This is a genomic window from Pseudomaricurvus sp. ABR4_320 (assembly GCF_056159445.1).
Map to the genome: position 1 here is coordinate 285,596 of NZ_JBSWVF010000004.1, position 19,083 is coordinate 304,678.

At 51.6% G+C, this 19,083-nt stretch carries 14 protein-coding genes and 1 tRNA gene; 8 read left to right on the top strand and 7 right to left on the bottom strand.

Features of this window, described 5'->3' with window-relative positions; all coding sequences use genetic code 11:
- Positions 1–47: 47 nt before the first annotated feature.
- Genes selD through glpK form a run of 6 tightly spaced genes read right to left on the bottom strand, consistent with a single transcriptional unit; the run spans position 48 to position 8,079 of the window.
- Positions 48–2,345, bottom strand: a complete 2,298-nt coding sequence (gene selD, locus ACXAFR_RS10360) for a selenide, water dikinase SelD (protein WP_475176382.1) — start codon at positions 2,343–2,345, stop codon at positions 48–50.
- Positions 2,346–3,839: a PhnE/PtxC family ABC transporter permease gene (locus tag ACXAFR_RS10365; RefSeq protein ID WP_475176384.1), complete on the bottom strand. Its 1,494-nt coding sequence runs from the start codon at positions 3,837–3,839 to the stop codon at positions 2,346–2,348. It lies immediately after the preceding gene.
- The gene (locus ACXAFR_RS10370; protein WP_475176386.1) at positions 3,832–4,530 is read right to left on the bottom strand and encodes an ATP-binding cassette domain-containing protein; all 699 of its coding nucleotides are present in this window, start codon (positions 4,528–4,530) and stop codon (positions 3,832–3,834) included. Before ACXAFR_RS10370 ends, ACXAFR_RS10365 begins: the two co-directional genes overlap by 8 nt.
- Positions 4,527–5,402 carry a putative selenate ABC transporter substrate-binding protein gene (locus ACXAFR_RS10375; RefSeq protein ID WP_475176387.1) on the bottom strand — a complete coding sequence of 292 codons (876 nt, stop codon included), beginning with the start codon at positions 5,400–5,402 and terminating at the stop codon, positions 4,527–4,529. The genes ACXAFR_RS10370 and ACXAFR_RS10375 overlap by 4 nt, the downstream gene beginning before the upstream one ends.
- 44 nt (positions 5,403–5,446) lie before the next feature.
- The gene (gene mnmH / locus ACXAFR_RS10380; protein WP_475176389.1) at positions 5,447–6,541 is read right to left on the bottom strand and encodes a tRNA 2-selenouridine(34) synthase MnmH; all 1,095 of its coding nucleotides are present in this window, start codon (positions 6,539–6,541) and stop codon (positions 5,447–5,449) included.
- 50 nt (positions 6,542–6,591) lie between these two features.
- Positions 6,592–8,079 carry a glycerol kinase GlpK gene (glpK, locus tag ACXAFR_RS10385; RefSeq protein ID WP_475176391.1) on the bottom strand — a complete coding sequence of 496 codons (1,488 nt, stop codon included), beginning with the start codon at positions 8,077–8,079 and terminating at the stop codon, positions 6,592–6,594.
- Positions 8,080–8,419: 340 nt separating this feature from the next.
- Between glpK and ACXAFR_RS10390 the strand changes: the two genes are divergently transcribed.
- A complete protein-coding gene (locus ACXAFR_RS10390) occupies positions 8,420–8,914 on the top strand; it encodes an Hsp20 family protein (protein WP_475176393.1) in 495 nt (164 codons plus the stop codon).
- Positions 8,915–8,982: 68 nt separating this feature from the next.
- Here the strand turns inward: ACXAFR_RS10390 and ACXAFR_RS10395 are convergent, their stop codons facing one another.
- Positions 8,983–9,981, bottom strand: a complete 999-nt coding sequence (locus ACXAFR_RS10395; RefSeq protein WP_475176395.1) for a GlxA family transcriptional regulator — start codon at positions 9,979–9,981, stop codon at positions 8,983–8,985.
- A 151-nt stretch (positions 9,982–10,132) separates the two neighbouring features.
- Here ACXAFR_RS10395 and ACXAFR_RS10400 point away from each other — a divergent pair, with 151 nt between their 5' ends.
- From ACXAFR_RS10400 to clpX, 7 genes are all read left to right on the top strand, one after another.
- Entirely contained in the window at positions 10,133–12,028 is a 1,896-nt protein-coding gene (locus tag ACXAFR_RS10400; protein ID WP_475176397.1) for a beta-ketoacyl synthase, read from the top strand.
- Between the two features lie 26 nt (positions 12,029–12,054).
- On the top strand, positions 12,055–12,600 hold the full coding sequence (locus ACXAFR_RS10405; RefSeq protein ID WP_475176399.1) for a helix-turn-helix domain-containing protein: 546 nt from the start codon (positions 12,055–12,057) through the stop codon (positions 12,598–12,600).
- Positions 12,601–12,777: 177 nt separating this feature from the next.
- Positions 12,778–14,919, top strand: a complete 2,142-nt coding sequence (gene fadB, locus ACXAFR_RS10410) for a fatty acid oxidation complex subunit alpha FadB (RefSeq protein WP_475176400.1) — start codon at positions 12,778–12,780, stop codon at positions 14,917–14,919.
- A 213-nt stretch (positions 14,920–15,132) separates the two neighbouring features.
- Positions 15,133–15,217, top strand: a tRNA-Leu gene (locus tag ACXAFR_RS10415).
- An 80-nt stretch (positions 15,218–15,297) separates the two neighbouring features.
- A complete protein-coding gene (gene tig / locus ACXAFR_RS10420) occupies positions 15,298–16,617 on the top strand; it encodes a trigger factor (RefSeq protein ID WP_475176402.1) in 1,320 nt (439 codons plus the stop codon).
- 194 nt (positions 16,618–16,811) lie between these two features.
- Positions 16,812–17,453 (top strand): ATP-dependent Clp endopeptidase proteolytic subunit ClpP, encoded by a 642-nt coding sequence (gene clpP / locus ACXAFR_RS10425; protein WP_475176406.1) that lies wholly within the window; start codon positions 16,812–16,814, stop codon positions 17,451–17,453.
- Between the two features lie 296 nt (positions 17,454–17,749).
- Complete coding sequence (gene clpX, locus ACXAFR_RS10430) at positions 17,750–19,066, top strand: ATP-dependent Clp protease ATP-binding subunit ClpX (RefSeq protein ID WP_475176410.1); 1,317 nt, start codon at positions 17,750–17,752, stop codon at positions 19,064–19,066.
- The last annotated feature ends 17 nt before the right edge of the window (positions 19,067–19,083 follow it).

Below are 19,083 nucleotides of genomic sequence, written 5' to 3' on the forward strand. Positions count from 1 at the left end.
AGTAGGGGTTCTTTTACAACGTTTAAATATGTGAGAAAGACGAGGATTTAATCTGCGATCACGATGCGAGAGTTGTCTGTCGTTGCCGGCTCAATTCGACCTATAATTCTCGCTTCATTGTAGCCCGCGTCTTGCAGTGCAACGAGACAGGCATTGCTTTGATTGCTGGCAACGGCTGCCAGTAGACCTCCGGATGTTTGAGGATCATAAATGATGGGAAGCAAGTGATCGCTTATATTGGCTACCACGATCAGTTGACTTTTCAGCTGACGTTGATTGGCTTGATGAAGGCTGCTGACGATGCCTTGGGTAAACAATTTTTCCACTCCTTGAAGGGTAGGAATCGATCGTAGCGAGATGACCGCCTGCTGTGACGAACCGTGCAACATTTCCCTTAGATGCCCCGCCAAGCCAAAGCCGGTGATGTCGGTACAGGCGCTCGCGCCGTAGTGTCTGAATATGGCAGCAGCCTGCCGGTTGCTGGTACGCATCCAGTGTAGGGCGTTATCAATCAACGGTGCGGCGACTTGCCGTAACGGCTGTGCAGCAAAGGTGACGCCTGACCCCAGGGGCTGGGTTAAAATCAGTTGGTCACCCGGGTTAAGTCCGTGTTTGCGTAATAATTGCGTTTCTTCGCGCCAGCCATTGACCGAAAACCCTAGCGCCAGTTCCTGTCCTTCGGCACTGTGACCACCAATCAATGCGCATTGGTGCTGTGTCAGAACATGGTTGGCACCGCCCAGCAATCGTCGTAAATCCCTTTCCATCAGGGTGTTTGCTGCAAAGGGAACCACAGCGATCGCCAAGGCACTGTGAGGGGTGGCATTCATGGCGAACAAATCACTGAGGGCATGCTCTGCGGCAATTTCTCCGAGCAGCCAGGGGTCGTCAATCAAGGTGCGAAACATGTCGACACTTTGCACCAGTAGCTGATTTGGACGGGTACGAATCAGTGCGGCGTCTTCACCGCCTCGTAATCCGCTGACCACATCATCATTCGTAAACGGTTGGATGTCCTTAAGTACTCGGCTCAACGTATCGCCGCTCACCTTCGCCGCACACCCTCCACAGCGCATATCTGGAGGTAGAGTATCCGTATCTTCGGACTTTTTTAGCACCGGATGAATTCGGTTTTGCTGGAGCGACATATCACTGGATGGTGGCAGCTCTCTGAACTGCGCCATAAACTGGCGATCAATCCTAGTTTTCCAGCGTAAGACCCACGGCGCTTCGGCGCTTAAGATTCCGTTGGTTTGACGGCGTATCCAACCCGCGCCTTGACCGGAGGAGATTCGTGCGGCAATTGCGGTATCGCCACATTCCAACAGGCTGAGAAAGTATTTCTGGGGCCGGAAGGGGTGTAGTGTACGTCGCAATAAATAACGCTGCAGATTATCGAATAATACGGGAGCCTGCCTTACAGCAAAGACACCCGCCCTCGGCAATGGCTGGTCTGGTTGTTGGGCAACATCTCCCGCAGCAAAGACAAATGGGTGGGATTCTGATTGTAGAAAAGTATTCACGGCGACAAACCCGCCGGCAGTGGTTGCGAGTCCTGATTGAGCAGGCCACGAAGGCGCGCCAGCCTGTGTACACCAGAAGATATGGTCGGCAGGTCGCTGTCGGCCATTACTTAATACAACGTCGGTTGCACTGATCTCAACGGCGCGGCTGCCTGTTTCGTAGTGAATACCTCTTTCGTTCATGAGGGATACCACCCGTCGAGTTACGGTCGGCGGATAATTTGGCAACAGCTGGTGGCTTCCCTGAATAAGGGAAACTCGCGTTTGGCAGTGTTTTTTATCCGGTTTTGCCAGTGCTTGATGAATGGCAAAGCTCAGCTCGACGCCTGCTGCGCCACCGCCGACGACGGCTATGGACAGCGACTTTTCTGGCGCGCTGTTTATAACGTTTTTAACGTGTTGCCAGCGTGTGTAGAAATCGGCGATGGGTTTGACCTGAGTTAAGCGGCCCGGCGCTGCTGGAATGCTGACCCGCGGCTGAATACCTGTATTGATTGAGACTACATCGAATCCCACCGGGTTTTGGTCTTCCAGTAGAATCTGTTTGTTCTCAAGGTCAATACCCGTCACTCTGCCGAGAATGAAGCGAACTCCGGCGGCCGTGGTCAATTCGTGGAGATCAATGTGCGTCTCGGCGTGTGTATAGCGCTCCGCGATTAAACCCGGGAGCATACCGGAATAGGGCGCTAGGGATTGGTTGGAAATTAGTGTAACTCTCACCCCGGCAAGGGGCTGCATCGCCCACATCGTTAACATCAGCGCATGACTGTGGCCTCCGCCGACGAGAACAAGGTCTTGATAATAGGTGGCGGACGGCTTCATTTAGCGGCTTTCTACGGTGGTCGCTAAGTGTAAGCGATGCCTCAGCCAGCGGGCGAAACTGTCAACGCAGATGTTCAGCAGTGCGGTACATAAAATAAGTAATGCCGCACGGTCGAATCGAAGCTCTTCAAAGGCTGAGTCAATGTAAAAGCCCAGGGTTGCGATGCCGAGCATGCCCAGTATCGCACTCTCTCTCAAAATGACCTCCCAACGATATAACAGCAGTGCCAGGAAACGCCGGTAAAGACGTGGCAGCAATTCGTAAGCATAGCGATTGGCTCCTCGGCAGGCATCCTGCCTAAGACGAACATCCTCACTAAACCGGCCTAACAGATGCGCTAAAATTGCGCCGTTGTGGAGGCAGAGTGCCAGTATCGCCGGTAACATGGAAGGGCCTAAGATCAACAAACCGATAAACGCTAAAAGATATTCTGGCAAACTCCGCAACAGGATGAGAAAGCTATCTCCGCCAACTTTTGATACGCCATTAAGCCAATGACTGGAATTTAACGGAAACCAGAGAAGTGCCAGTAATCCTGTTAGGACTAAAGCGCTTTGGCTCAGTAGCAGTGTGTTGGTAATTCCCGGTAGAAGCTGATCTTTAAAGAGGTCAACCAACCAGCTCCACAGGGCCAACGTGCTGCCGTCTTGCCAGCCCATGCGCAACGGCGCCGGTACGATATCTTGACTGAAAAATCGAACGATATTGTCAGCATGAATGGTCGCCAGCGGGGGCAGGTATAGAAACGCGGCGGCGATTAAGATCGTCAGCAATCGAGGGTGTAAGAGCCACTTTAAAGCTACCACAAGTCCGATGAGCCCGTAGAGATAGGCGGCCCCTTCATGATACCGGCCTTCACGCAGCGCTGACTCTAAATAAAACCCCAGGGTAGGTAATCCAATAAAACCCAGCACAATGCTGGAGCGCAATGCACATTCCATGCGATAACTGGTATAGCTTTTCATATTGTGCCAGGCGAGTGGTAAACTGGTGTAGAAAAACGCGGATAACCGATTGGGCTGCCTCAGACTGAGTCGAGGTCTCGCGTCCACTTCCTCTAACAGCTCACCGTAGATTTTTGCCAGAGTTCCGGCATAGGGGATTGCTATAGCAAGCACGCCGGTAAGGGGAGAGAGTCCAAACAGCTGTAGAAAAATCAGAGCCCAGAAGAGTTCATGAATGGATCGCAAAAAAGCACATAACCAGCGAATCCATCGCTTTTGGTAACCGAGCGCAAGGAGAAAGCCGGCGCTACCGGCAAGGAAGATGCCCTCCAGAGCAAATGCCAGTGTCTGAAGGGCTGCGTTGAAAAACTCAGACCACTCCATGACCTTGGGCTGCAGCAGGCCTGCGCCTATGCGTTGCAGTTCCCGCCAGGGTGAGATACCGATTACAGCGATATCAGAGAAAATCAAGCAAAGGAAGCCGATCGTCGCAAGCAGTAAGCTGGTCTTGCGCATCGATGCTTTCGGTGCGGATATCGCTTCAGTCATACAGTCTTTGTAAATCAGCGGCATCCACCTCGGCGGCCTGGGCGTCAATACAGACTTGCCGATTCTTTATGCCGATGATTCTGTCACAGGTCGACACGGCCAGCTGTACATCGTGCAGGGCGATAACCAGGGTGGTAAAGCGCTGCTGCAGCTGTGTGAGTATCTCGGTCGCTTGTTGTCGGTCTAGAGCGGAGACAGGCTCATCCGCCAGCAGGCAGTCGCCCTGCTGCAGGATGGCTCTGCCGATATTGACACGCTGTTGTTGCCCTCCGGATAGCTGTTCGACAGGTCGCCATAGGAGGTTTTCTAAGCCTAAAGATGCGCTGAGTTCGCGAACCTCATTGACCATCGCGCGTCGCGGTTTGATCAAATTGAGTAGGTTACGCCACGTTGAGTGGCGCTCAAGGGTTCCCATATAAATATTGTTATACACCGACAGCATGGGTACCAGTCCGGACTCCTGAGGACACCAGGAGACAGTCATCGGTTGCTGGATGCGCAAGCGTTGGAGTAGGGTTGATTTGCCGGAGCCCGAAGGACCCAAAAGAGCGACTTTCTCTCCGGGATAGATGCAAAGGGTCACTTGCTGCAAAACGACATGGTCTGGGTAGCCTACGTCGGCGTCTTGCAGGGAAAACAAAGGTGCGACAGAGGATTCGATTGCCGCACCAAATTTATTCGTTGCTATCATCGCGCATCGATCAGCCCGATAGCGACTGCGGTATCTGCGATAGGGGCGTAGTTGTCGTTGCTGGCAGGAACGAAAGACTTACGTGGAAAAGCGGCGAGGATGTCTGGGTCTTGCAGTGTTAGCAGTGCCTCTTGAACCCGCTTGGAAAAGTCCTTTCCCCAGGTCTTGTCAACATCGCCTCGCAAAGTCCACTGATAGTCCGGGTAGGTCGGTGTCTCCCAAATGACGTTGACCTCATCGGTGTTTACACTACCGTCGGCGACAGCAGACTCCCAGACTTGATAATTCAGTGCGCCCACCAGATAAGATCCTGCGGCGACTAATGCCAATGTTCGGCTATGGTCGCCACTAAAGCCCACCCGAGAAAATACGTCTTCCGGCGCTTTATCGAAAGTTTGGCGAAGATAAAACTCGGGCATCAAGCGACCAGAGGTTGACCCCTTAGAACCGAAGGTAAAGGTTTTACCGGACATTGCTTTAGGGAAAACTTTTGGATCTCGATAATCCAGCAGCCCACTGGCTTTGTGGGCAATGAAATAGGTTTTAAAAAACTGATCCTCGTACCCTTGCGCAATGGCATGACTGCCGGGCACCAGTTGTCGCGCCTGTACACCAGAGAGCCCCCCAAACCAGGCGAGCTGCACGTCATTGTTTCGAAAAGCCGTCACCGCTGCAGCGTAGTTTTTTACCGGAATGTATTCCACGTCCACACCGAGTGTCTCGGAAAAATAATTGGCGACCTGTGTAAATCGGGCTTTTAGGCGAGATTCATCTTCATCGGGAATTGCGGTAAATCGAAAGGTCGGTTGAGCATTTGCTACGGTGGCAGCTATGGCGCTGAGAAGTGTAAAAACTAGCAACAAATAACGCATTTTCGTGCTCCTTGGTAAAGCGTTATTAAAAGTGTCCTGATCCTTCAGGGGTGATAGCTCGACAGCCAATGGGTAACAGCTTCTGCATTCCCTGAAAAGAGTATGGGGCGGGTGTTACGTTTAAGTTGATAGTCATACATGGGGTCGTAATACTCGATGAGTAGCCGTTCTATTCCTAATGTGAACGCATCGCTGTCACCTTCGCTGATGAGACGGTTAATCGCCGTTTCAAAGGTATCGTGAAGCGCTTGGTATCGCACACCACCTAAACGTTTGCGAATCTTGTAGAGACTGCCGAGAAAAAATCGGCGAAAACTGTCTTCGCCCTGTTGTCTGCCGTCACGCTGAATATAGTCTTGCAGGGGTTGCAAGACATAATCTTCAACGATATAGGCTACTCTCTCGGCTAGAGGCGTCTCTAATATGACGAGCGGCGCGTTGGCAATGGCCGTTTGCAAATCTGGCGGTAGATTGATTTTGCCAATCAGCCGACCCTCGTCTTCAAGCACTCCGTGTTGGTTTTCTGCCGCGAGCTTGAGAAGCCGTACACTGATGGCATTTTCAAAATCAATTTGCGCTGGCTGAGGGGATAAACGAGTCCCAAACGCGGATCCGCGATGGCCGGCGAATGCCTCCAGATCGCAGGCCTGGGGTAGCTGTTGTAGAACGCGTGTTTTCCCGCATCCGGTTCGGCCGGCGATCACGATAAAGGGAATCGTTGCGATATTGTTGCGCAGTTCCTCCAGCAAATACCGGCGCATGGCTTTGTAGCCGCCTGTAATAAGGGGATAGTCGATACCTCGGTCGCGTAGGATTTTCTGTGTTAACTGAGAGCGCAAACCGCCTCGGAAGCAATAGAGGTAACCCTGCGGGTTCTGGTTGGCAAATTCCGCCCATTGGGCAACTCGATTATCAAGATGCGGTGTGAGCATTTCCCAGCCGAGGTCGATGGCAGCCTGCTGTCCCTGGTCTTTGTATCGACAACCAATGGCGTGACGTTGCACGTCATCCAACAAGGGCACATTGATCGCGTTTGGAAAAGCGCCCTGGTGGAATTCCACGGGCGCTCGTACATCCATGATGGGTGCACTGTTCAGAAACAGCTGGCGGTAGTCCTGGGTATCAGCTCGATGAGTCATATCGCGACAAGACGTGTTTGTGACCGGAGTGGCGCGATATTACCCACAATTTAGTTTGTCTTCACCCGCTCAATGGCATCTTTCCAGCCGCTGTAGAATTTTTCCCGATCGGTCGTCGATATATTGGGTTGGAAGGCGGTTTCGCAGTGCCAAAGCTCGCTGATTTGTTCCAGACTGGAAAAAATTCCGGTTTGCAGGCCGGCCAGATAGGCGGCTCCCAGCGCGGTGGTCTCGGTGATGGTGGGGCGTTCAACCGTCAAGTCGAGCAAGTCGGCGAGAAACTGCACGACCCAGCTGTTTTTGACCATGCCGCCATCCACACGCAGTCGCTCGAAGTCGGCACAACCGTCGTCTTTCATAGCTTCCAGCAGGTCTTTGGTCTGATAACAAACCGATTGCAGACCCGCAGCAACGACTTCCTGAATACCCGTGTCTCGGGTCAAACCGAAAATGGCGCCGCGGGCTTTCGGGTCCCAATAAGGTGCGCCTAAGCCGGTAAATGCTGGGACCAAATACACGCTGGCGTCAGGATTTGCACTTCTCGCCAGATCTTCCGAATGAGAGGCATCTTCGATCAGTTTGAGTCCGTCTCGAAGCCACTGTATTGCCGCTCCCGCGATAAAAATACTGCCTTCTTCCGCGTAGGTCACTTCGCCTTTCAATCGGTAGCCAACGGTCGTCAGCAGGCGATTACGAGATTGCAGAGGCTTATTACCGGTGTTGAGAATCATGAAACAGCCAGTCCCGTAGGTACTTTTGGCCATACCGGGCTCAAAACACGCCTGTCCCACGAGAGCTGCCTGTTGATCACCTGCAATTCCCGTGATGGGGATAGCGGCCCCCAGAAGGGAGGGATCCGTTACGCCGAAATTTGATGCAGAGTCGCAGACTTCCGGCAGAACGGATGTTGGAATGCCCAGTAATTCCAGCAATTCAGGGTCCCAGCGCTGATCGTAAATGTTGAAGAGCATGGTGCGAGCGGCGTTGGTTGCGTCAGTTTTGTGAGATTTGCCGCCGGTCAGGCGCCAGAGTAAGAACGCATCAACCGTACCGAATTTCAGTTTGCCACGTTCGGCTTTTTCCCTCGCACCTTCGACATTTTCAAGTATCCACGCCAGCTTAGTTGCCGAAAAATACGGATCGATGATGAGCCCTGTTTTCTTGGTGATCAGTGGCTCGAGGTCTTGTGAATGCAGTTCTTCGCAGCGATCAGCGGTGCGCCGATCTTGCCAGACGATGGCGTTGTAAATGGGCTTACCCGAATCTTCATCCCATACGATGGTGGTTTCGCGTTGGTTGGTAATGCCTATGCATTCAATGTCGTCGGCATAGATGCCCGCTTCGAGAATGGCGCCTTTGCAGACGTTAAGCGTGGAGGACCAGATATCTTCCGGGTCGTGTTCTATCCAGCCATTGGCTGGAAAGATCTGGCGGAATTCTTCCTGCGCTTGGCTGATGCGTTGACCTTTTTCGTCGAAGACAATAGCCCGGCTGCTGGTGGTTCCCTGGTCGATAGCGAGTATATAGCGGGGCATCATTATTCTCCTGTTATCGTTTGTAAGGTCAGTGTGTCACAGGCTCCGCATGCAAAAAACCCCTAAAGTCGGTCCGCTTATGCAGATATTTTCTTAACCCATTAAGAAATACGTAGGGAGTCCTCAAATCGAGCAAATTTGGTTCACTCCAAACAGCTATCAGGAGATTTTGAGTGACAAAAAAATGTAGAAAAACCTTGAAACTCTTTTTGATCACCCCACATTAGTTATCAAGCTTGCTCATGAGAGGAGCTTATAAAGCGACGCGGGTGTCCGGTCGCATTACATTTATGGCCATGAGATGGTCGCAACAACATATTGCTTAAAAATGAGGATATGAATCATGAGACATACAGATTTTTCACCACTCTATCGCACTGCAATCGGTTTTGACCGTATGGCAAACATCCTCGATAACCTGACCCGGGTGGAGCAGACACAGGGCGGTTACCCTCCATACAACATTGAATTGTTGGGCGAGAATGAGTATCGCATCACCATGGCTATTGCGGGTTTTAGCCAGCAGGATCTGAGCATTGAAACAGAGCAAAATGTTCTGAAAATCAAAGGCCAGCATGGTGGTGACAATACGGACCGAAAGTTTCTCCACCAGGGGATCGCGGCACGCAACTTCGAACGGCATTTTCAACTGGCAGACCATGTAAGAGTTGAGTCTGCGAGACTGGAAAATGGTCTCTTGCATGTGGAGCTGGTAAGAGAAATTCCAGAGGCGATGAAGCCACGTACCATTCAGATTTCGGTCAATGAGGCCCTGGATGGCAAGCAGGAGAATCGACTCGAGTCCGGCGATGCCAGCAACGATGTGAATGCGGCCTAAAAGTCGTCTCTTCACCACATAAAATGGCGCCTGCGGGCGCCATTTTTATATTTTTTGATGTATCTCGTTTAACAGTCGGCGGTAAAGAGCTTGGCTCTTACCGTGGAGCGGTAGCCACTGGGCGTCGTTGCCAGCTGTTTCTTAAAGAGGGCTGAGAAATGCCCAATATCCTGATAGCCCACCTTGTAAGCGATTTCGGTGATCGATAGATTCGACGTCTGCAGTAGATCTTTTGCCATATCGATGCGTAATTCCTGAACATACTGCAGTGGTGTTTTCCCGGTCGCGTCTTTGAAACGCCGATTAAAGGTTCGAACACTCATGCCAAAGCGGACTGCCACATCGCTGAGTCGAAAATCACGATCGATATTGTCCTGAATCCAAATCTGCGCTTGCACAATATCTTCGTCGGGGTGGTAGTGATGTTTGTCGTCAAAATAGCTGGTGGTTTCATAGGGACGACGAATTTCGTGAGAAAAATTTCTTTGAACGTGATTGGCAACGTCATTGCCATAAATCCGATGAATAAAGTGCACCGTCAAATCGGCGACGGCGTTGACGCTGGCGGCACAGTACACATTGCTCGATTGAGTGATAAAGTACTGCCGTTTTAAATCAACATCGGGGTAATCCCGTTGAAATTGATCGAAATAATGCCAGTGTGTCGTGGCGGCTTTCCCTCGCAAAACTCCTGCTTCTGCAAGAAAACAAGCACCGGTGCCGACAGCAATCAGACGAGTTCCCAGTTCATGCTGTTGTGCGAGCCACCGCAGCAGTGCCTGGTTTTTTCGAACGATAGGGCGAGGGTTACGCCAGAGTGACGGCAAAATCACCATGTCGGTCGATGCAATGTCGTCTAGCGTCAGATCCGGAGAAAAGGACAGGCCTGACAGGGTGCTGACCTTGCTGTCGGCCACCGAGGCTGTCGCAATGTTCAATCGTGGTGCTTTGCTGTCGCGCGCTTTTGCGGCATTTTCCGCAGCGTGCATCATCTCGATGGGCAGAATCAAGCTGGTCGCGAGCATTCCTTCGATCGTTATAAACGTGGCTCCCAAACGTCTTTTCATGAATCCCTGGTGCAATAATTATTGGAGTAAAACGAGTATAAACAAAAAATTGGCTAATAATGCGGTAATCGTGACCGGTTTGACAGTGAAGGTGTGGTCGAACTGGGAATAAACTGCTTAACTTGTAGCAATAATTTCATCGAGGACGCCCATGACTGCTCTACCTTTGATCGTTGGTTTCGGCGGTTATAACGCGGCCGGCAGAAGTTCCTGTCATCACGGCTTTAAACGAATGGTGTTTGAAAGCCTGCCTTCAGCCAGTAAGGTTCGTATTCTGACCGGGTTGGGGGTGATGACAAAATTGCTTCGTGTCGGCGCAGATGGGCGTTACAGCCTAGCCGATGGGACTCCAATTTCTATGGATAAGTTCCCCGCAGCACTGGAAAATGAAATTTTAAGCGCCACATTGGTACGACGCATTGAACCCAGCGTGTTTGATGTCGATGCCGCTCCTTGGCAGCAGTCCCTGTCGATCGATGAAGAGGGGGTGTCATTTACTCTCAGCCGACGGCAACTGCCCGAGCCACTGCCGGAAGGTTGGGTGGTGACCGAAAAAGAGGGGCAAAAGGTACACGTGACCTTGCCTGCCGGGGCCGAAGTGCGAGCGGATTCTCTGCGAGACTTCCCGGTGAAGTCCGCTGGCCAGTTGCCGACGGGGTTTGATCCAGGCGAATTCTATAACTCTCATTTTCATCCCCGTGCATTGCAAATGACGGTTACCGGAGTCAGCGATGCGCTTTATTCTACGGGAATTCCCTGGCAAGACATTCTTGATCGCGTCGGGCCGGATCAGGTCGCCGTTTATTCGGGAAATATTCTCGGTCAGGCGGACCAGTTCGGCATTGCCGGGATGATGCAGTCTCGGCTGCGCGGCCATAGAGTTCAGGCGAAGCAGTTGCCGCTCGGCTTGAACACGATGTCGGCCGACTTTATCAATGCATATGTGCTTGGGAGCGTTGGGAGTACCGGAAGTATGACCGGCGCCTGCGCGACCTTTCTCTACAACCTAAAACTGGCCATTTCCGATATTCAATCCGGTCGTACGCGAGTGGCCATTGTCGGTAACGCCGAAGCGCCTCTGTCCCAGGAAGTTATTGATGGCTTTGCTGCCATGAGTGCATTGGGCAGTTACGATGGTCTCAAAAAAATCGAAGGCACTGAGACTCCGGATTTACGACGCTCCAGTCGGCCATTTGGTGAAAACTGCGGATTCACGATTGCCGAATCTGCACAGTTTGTGGTGCTTATGGATGACGCTCTGGCGATGGACATGGGCGCCCAGATTCACGGTGCTGCCACCGATGTCTTTGTTAACGCCGATGGTTATAAGCGTTCCATCTCTGCGCCTGGTGCCGGAAATTTCATCACCATGGCTAAGGCCGTCTCTGCCGCGAAAGCGTTGCTTGGCGATGCTCCGGTTCAGAAACACAGTTTCGTTCATGCTCACGGCTCTAGCACACCGGCCAACCGGGTAACGGAGTCCTCGCTATTAAGCCGAGTCGCTGAGGCGTTCGGTATAGAGCACTGGCCTATTGCAGCAGTCAAGGCGTACGTGGGTCATTCACTTGGGCCGGCCAGTGGCGATCAGGTTGTCGCCGCGCTCGGCAGCTTCGCCAGTGGCCTGGTTCCTGGAATTAAAACCATTGATGCTGTTGCGGCCGATGTGATTCAAAGTCGCCTGGGCATCTCGTTAACGGATTCCGAGTACTCGGCGCTGGAGTGCTGTTTTATCAACTCCAAGGGGTTCGGGGGCAACAACGCTACCGGTGTGTTGTTGTCGCCCCTGGCGGTACGTCGTCTGCTTGAAAAACGTTACGGTAAGCAGGCTATGGTTGACTATGAGCAGCGCGCTGAAGCCAGTGCTGAGGCCATGGCCGCCTACGAAGAGCGGGCTATGCACGGGCAGCTGGATGTCGTCTATCGCTTCGGTGAAGATATGATCGACGATGAGGCGATTCAGTTCCACGCCGAAAGCATGCAGATACCAGGTTATGAAAACCCCATTCAATTTCCGATCGTGGACAGCCGTTACGAGGATTTAACCTGATGTGGGAAGGGACGGAGTCCTGACCCATGGTTTCAGCGGCACAGTTGGGAATTCGTCTAAAGGCAGTTCGTGAATTTTACGGTTGGTCACAGCGGGAGCTGGCCAAGCGAGCAGGGGTCCCCAATAGCGCTATCTCTGTGATTGAGCAAGGCTCGGTCAGCCCTTCGGTGGTTTCTCTTGAGAAAGTACTCAACGGTTTCCCGCTCACCTTGGCGGATTTTTTCACTCTGAAAGTCGGTTCCCAAGGTCTTGCCAGGTTGGATTCTGTGGCCTTGGTGGAAGATGGCTTTACTCAGTTAAGGGCCGAGCTGCCTTTGGATCGTGGTCTCGCTGAACTTCAAGTGAAGTCTTTTTCCTACGACAGTGAAGCAGAGCGAGACGCGCAAGCCCTGCGCTTTATTGCGTCGCGCCAGACGCTGCTGTTGGTTTCTGCTGGCGAGGTTTTGTGTAAAACCCTTTCCGCTGAAATGGCGCTGAGCTATGGCGGCGCTGTTTCGATTTCCCCAGGGACACTCTATCAAGTTGAGCCATTGGTGATCGGTGCCAAATGGCTGTTTGCTAGCTGCGATTAGTCTCCATCTCATTGTTTTGACGTCTGAGTTGTTTTTGGTCTTTCCGAGGTGGTGACCCTCTCTCAATTGGCGGTAGCGGCAGCTTGCGTGCTGACGTTACTATGACGCGGATGCGTCGACACTCTGTTGGCGTTTATCTATGGCTTTCAATTTTATGACATCCGAATGGGGATCAGCATGCTATTTGAGGGATCTGCGTTAACCGTCAACCTAGGGGCTGATGGCATTGCCGAAGTAACGTTCGATTTGCAGGGAGAGTCCGTTAATAAATTTAATGCGGAGACTGTCTCGCAATTAACTCAGGTGCTGGATCTTCTCGAGGTGCAAGAGGGGCTTCGGGGAGTGTTGCTCACCAGTGGTAAATCCGTGTTCATTGTCGGTGCGGACATCACTGAATTTCTACCCGTGTTTGCTGAGGGCGTTGCTGCGACACGGAGCTTTGTTCAGCGCAATGTGGACAACATCAATCGTCTGGAAGATTTTAACGTGCCGGTGGTGGTGGCGATCAATGGATTTGCCCTCGGTGGCGGACTCGAAGTTTGTCTCGGGTGTGATGGCCGGGTCGCTAGCAGTGTTGCGAAAGTCGGCTTGCCGGAAACCAGTCTCGGTATCATTCCCGGTTGGGGCGGTACGGTTCGTCTACCAAGGATGGCTGGCTGTGCAGCTGCCCTGGAATGGATCGCAGGTGCGCGGCCCGTTAGTGCTGCTCAGGCGGCAACTGCTGGCGTAGTCGACAAGGTGGCTGAACCCGACGAATTGATCACAGAAGCCAAGGCTCTGTTAGAGGAGCTGATCGAAACCCCCGCGAATGTTGCTCGGCGCCGCGCTTTGAAGACATCGCCAGCAGAAGCCGTTGATGCCTCTGTCTTTGAGCAAGCCACCGCTGCGGCTATGAAAGTCAGTGGTCCAAATTATCCGGCGCCTCTCGCGGCCATACGCTGCATACAGCATTCTATCACCTCGGAGCGTGGAGAAGCCTTGCGATTAGAGCAGGAGACATTCCTGCAGCTGACCGAGGAAGATTCTGCCAAGGCTCTGATTGGTATCTTTCTCAGCGATCAATTGTTGTCGAAGCGCGCCAAGCAATGGGAAAAGCAAGCCGATAAAAAGGTTGTTACCGCCGCTGTTTTAGGGGCCGGTATTATGGGCGGTGGAATCGCCTATCAGTCGGCGCTGACGGGCACGCCAATTCTGATGAAGGATATTGCTCAGCCAGGGATCGATCTGGGGATGTCGGAGGCCGAGTCGCTGCTGGCTAAAAAGGTCAGTCGAGGGCGGATGACCGAGGCACAGAGCCGGGAAACCCTCGCTCGAATCACGCCAACCCTAGAGTACACTGGGTTTGAATCTGTCGATATGGTTGTTGAAGCGGTCATTGAAAATCCGAAAATCAAAGCGTCTGTGCTCTCTGAAGTGGAAGAGAAAATCTCAGACGACGCCATAATTGCCTCTAATACGTCGACCATCTTGATCTCCAGCCTGGCTGATACCTTACAAAGGCCACAAAATTTTTGTGGCATGCATTTCTTTAATCCGGTACACGCCATGCCTCTGGTCGAGGTTATTCGAGGAGAAAAAACCTCAGATCTGGCGGTGGCACGTACAGTCGCTTATGCGAACTCTCTTGGCAAAAAGGCCATTGTCGTTAAAGATTGCCCGGGATTTCTGGTGAACCGAGTATTGTTTCCCTACCTGGCCGGCTTCGCCGGGTTGGTGAGAGATGGGGCGGACTTCCAACACATTGATCAGGTCATGGAGGCGTGGGGGTGGCCGATGGGGCCAGCCTATCTGCTGGATGTTGTTGGCATTGATACCTGTAATCATGCCGAAGAGGTGATGGCAGAGGGATTTCCCGATCGTATGGCCAAAGCCAGCAAGACCGCCGCGGATGTGTTGTATGAAAACAATCGCTACGGTCAGAAAAATGGCAAGGGTTTTTATCGGTACGACGCCGATGGTAAGGGGCGCCCGCAAAAAGCGGTCGATAAGGACGCTTATGACTTAATTGCCACCGTCAGTGCGCCGACTCGCAAGTTTAGTGACGATGACATCATCGCCCGTATGATGATCCCCATGGCGACAGAAATGGCACGCTGTCTAGAAGAGGGGATTGTGGAAACCGCGGGCGAGGCGGATATGTCACTGATTTATGGCGTGGGATTCCCGCGATTTCGAGGGGGGGGTCTACGTTGGGTAGACAGTCTTGGCATCTCTGCATTTGTCGAATTGTGTGACACCTACAAAGCGTTGGGTAAGTTGTATTTTGCAACGGACAAACAGCGGGAGATGGCGTCAGCCGGAAAAAGCTACTACGGATAGCGCTCCCATCCGCTTTCCTCCTCTCGTCATTGGAAGGCGGGAGGGGTGAAAAAAGCAGAGAAATTGCATCTAAAGCGACAGATCTATTGAACCCATTGAACGACTGTGGCAAAATCCCAGCCCCTCGCCAGACAGGTCGTTGGGTTCTATTGTTTTTCCCTTTATAAACAATAAGTTAAAACGCCTTTTCAGGTTTTCATGGCCTTTGGCTGAGCGGACGTGGCGGAATTGGTAGACGCGCTAGGTTTAGGTTCTAGTACCGCAAGGTGTGGGAGTTCAAGTCTCCCCGTCCGCACCACTTTCTGAAATTTACACCAGAGGCGTGAATGGCGCTCATCATTCACATGACTCGCCTACGCAAAAATTACGAGGATGAACATGCAGGTTTCAATCGAGACGACTAGTGGCCTAGAGCGGAAAATGACCGTTGGGATCCCCGCTGATCAAGTGGAATCAGAGGTTACCAAGCGTCTTCAAGAAGCGGCCAAAACTATTCGTCTCAACGGCTTTCGTAAAGGCAAGGTGCCTTTTAAAGTCGTTAAGCAGCGCTTCGGTGCCGGTGTGCGCCAGGAAGTTATCGGCGAAGTTGTCAATAAATCCTTCTTCGACGCCGTGCAGCAGCAAGAAGTTCGTCCTGCTGGGCAGCCAGAAATTGATCCGGGCGACATCCAGGAAGGTAAAGACTTCGAATACATCGCTACTTTTGAAGTTTACCCAGAAGTTGCGTTGAGTGATCTAACGGGTTTCGGTGTCGAAAAACCGACCGCAACCGTTGAAGACGCAGACATCGATACGATGATCGAAACTCTGCGCAAGCAGCAGGCTACCTGGGAAGCTGTAGAGCGTGCTGCTGCCGATGGTGATCAGGTCACCATCGACTTCACCGGAACTCGCGATGGTGAGGCCTTTGAAGGCGGGTCTGCTGAAAATCAAAAGCTTGAGTTGGGATCGGGCAGAATGATTCCGGGCTTTGAAGACGGCATCGTTGGTATGAGCGCCGGTGAAGAGAAAACTCTGTTGCTGACCTTCCCTGAAGACTATCATTCAGAAGACTTGAAGGGCGCAAGTGTTGAGTTCTTGATCAAATTGCATCAAGTCGAAGAGCGCAAGCTGCCTGAGTTAAATCCAGATCTCTACAAAAAATTTGGTATCGAGACGGAAGACGAAACCGAGTTCCGCGATGAAGTCCGCAAGAATATGGAGCGTGAGCTCAAAAATGCGGTAAACGCCAAAGTTAAGAACCAAGTCATGGACCAGTTGGTTGAGGCGCATAGTGTTGATTTGCCAAAAGCTCTCGTCGCTGAGGAAATTGACCGCCTGCGTGGGCAAATGATGCAGCAGTTCGGCGGTGGTGCGCGTCCTGATCTGGATCTTAAATCCTTGTTGCCAGACGATATGTTTAAAGAGCAGGCCGATAAGCGGGTGGCTCTGGGGCTGATTGTCGCTGAGTTGGTTAAGTCCGCTGAGATTAAAGTCGATGGTGATCGCGTAAAAGCGATGGTTGAAGAGTTGGCATCGACCTATCAAGACCCGGAAGAAGTCATTAACTACTACTATTCTAATGAGCAGCTGCTCAGTGGTGTTGAGTCAGCTGTTCTGGAAGACCAGGTTGTCGACCATATTTTGGAGCAGGCGACAGTGACTGAAAAGTCAACCAGTTACGAGGACGCGGTAAAACCTGCCTCGCAAGAAGGTTGATCAATTTGCCAGCGATTTAGTTCGTCTGTTTCGCGTAAGCCGCTATTGACAAAAGGAATATTTGCTAATAGCGGTAGTCGACTCTGGATTCCTTTCAGAACAGGGGGTAAGCTCCATCCCACCAAAGTGGGAGTGGTAAGCGTAACTACCTCCTCGCCTAAGAGCCAATTCAGTAAGAGGTGTTTTAAAATCGCATGGCAACCTTTGATTCTTTTTCTCAAGCGCCCGATATTCGCAATGCTGGTGGTCTTGTTCCGATGGTCATCGAACAGACTGCACGTGGCGAGCGCTCCTTTGATATCTACTCTCGCTTACTGAAAGAGCGAGTTATCTTCCTAGTTGGTCAGGTCGAAGACCACATGGCCAATTTGGTCGTTGCTCAGCTGCTGTTTCTGGAAGCTGAAAACCCCGACAAAGACATCCACCTCTACATTAACTCGCCGGGTGGCTCGGTCACGGCCGGAATGTCGATTTACGATACCATGCAATTTATCAAGCCAGATGTCAGCACTATGTGTATTGGCCAGGCGTGTAGCATGGGAGCGTTTTTGCTGACGGCGGGAGCCAAAGGCAAGCGCTTTATTTTGCCTAACGCTCGCACCATGATTCACCAGCCCAGTGGCGGGGCTCAGGGGCAGGCAAGTGACATCCATATCCACGCACAGGAAATCCTCAAAACCCGCGAGCGTCTCAATGAGATTATGGCGGCTCATACCGGTCAGGATGTCGCCAAAATTGCGGTCGATACTGAGCGGGATAACTTTATGAGTGCTGAGCAGTCAAAAGAGTATGGTCTTGTGGACGATGTGCTTTCCAATCGGGTTGCACCGGCGTAACTCTTGCTAAAATAACCTTTACGGCTTCAGTTTCTGGGGCCGTTGATCAGCCCAATTTTGTGTCTCTTTTCGATGGTTTACGTTTTTTAACAGGCTGCTGTTGGGGCCTAACGATTGAAGTAGACCAGAATTGGCCGCATTTATAAGAACTGTTTGCTTTTTCGTGGCTATCTGCGGGCAATGTTGTCCAATTGCCTCACATTTTATAAGACGTATTTATAAAGTCGCTTGAAAAATGAAGTCGACGAAAGCATTGTTATACTAGTAACAATGAAGATGATTTATGGAGAGGTTTGATGACCGACCACACAAACGATAACGGTGATGACAACGGGAAACTGCTGTACTGCTCTTTCTGTGGCAAAAGCCAACATGAAGTGCGTAAGCTGATTGCCGGACCATCCGTATTCATCTGTGATGAGTGTGTGGATCTGTGCAATGACATTATTCGGGAGGAAATCCAGGAAGGTAATTCTGAGAGCAGCAGTGAAAAGCTGCCGACACCGAAAGAAATTTCCGAGATTCTCGATGATTATGTGATTGGCCAGAGCCGCGCAAAGAAAGTTTTGGCTGTTGCGGTTTATAACCACTACAAGCGATTGCGCGCAGGTGAAAAGCGCAGCAAGGATGAGGTGGAGCTAGGTAAGAGCAACATCTTGATGGTTGGTCCTACCGGTAGTGGTAAGACACTTCTAGCGGAAACGCTGGCACGCTTGTTAAATGTTCCCTTTACGATCGCTGACGCCACAACGCTCACTGAGGCTGGTTATGTTGGTGAAGATGTTGAGAACATTATCCAGAAATTGCTGCAAAAATGTGATTACGATGTAGAAAAAGCGCAGCAAGGCATTGTTTACATTGATGAAATCGACAAGATTTCACGCAAATCGGACAATCCTTCCATAACAAGGGATGTCTCTGGCGAGGGTGTGCAACAGGCGTTGTTGAAGTTGATTGAAGGTACGGTGGCTTCCGTTCCTCCTCAGGGCGGGCGCAAACATCCGCAGCAAGAGTTCCTGCAGGTCGATACGTCCAACATTCTTTTCATCTGTGGTGGAGCATTTGCGGGATTGGATAAAATCATTCGCGATCGTTCCGAGAAGAGTGGCATAGGCTTCAGTGCTGTCGTCAAAAGTAAAGACAGCAAAAAAGATGTGGGTGAAACATTTAAAGACCTCGAACCGGAAGATCTGGTGCGCTACGGGCTGATTCCTGAATTTGTGGGGCGTCTGCCTGTTATTGCAACTCTCGAAGAGTTAGATTTGGCGGCATTGGTACAAATTCTTACCGAACCGAAAAACTCGCTCACCAAGCAGTATTCCAAGCTCTTTGAGATGGAAGGTGTGGAAGTTGATTTCCGTAAGGACGCGTTGGAGGCTGTTGCCAACAAAGCGATGGAGCGGAAAACAGGGGCGCGTGGCTTGAGGTCCATCATGGAATCTGTGTTGTTAGATACCATGTATAAGATTCCGTCGGAAAAGGGTGTCAGCAAAGTTGTTGTTGATGACTCCGTTATCAAAGGAGAGGCAGAGCCTTTGCTGGTTTATGAAACAGCGGAAAAAGAGGCCGAACCTGAGCAGAAAAAGGCGCCGAAAGCAGCTCCGGATGAATAATGACCGATATTTGACGA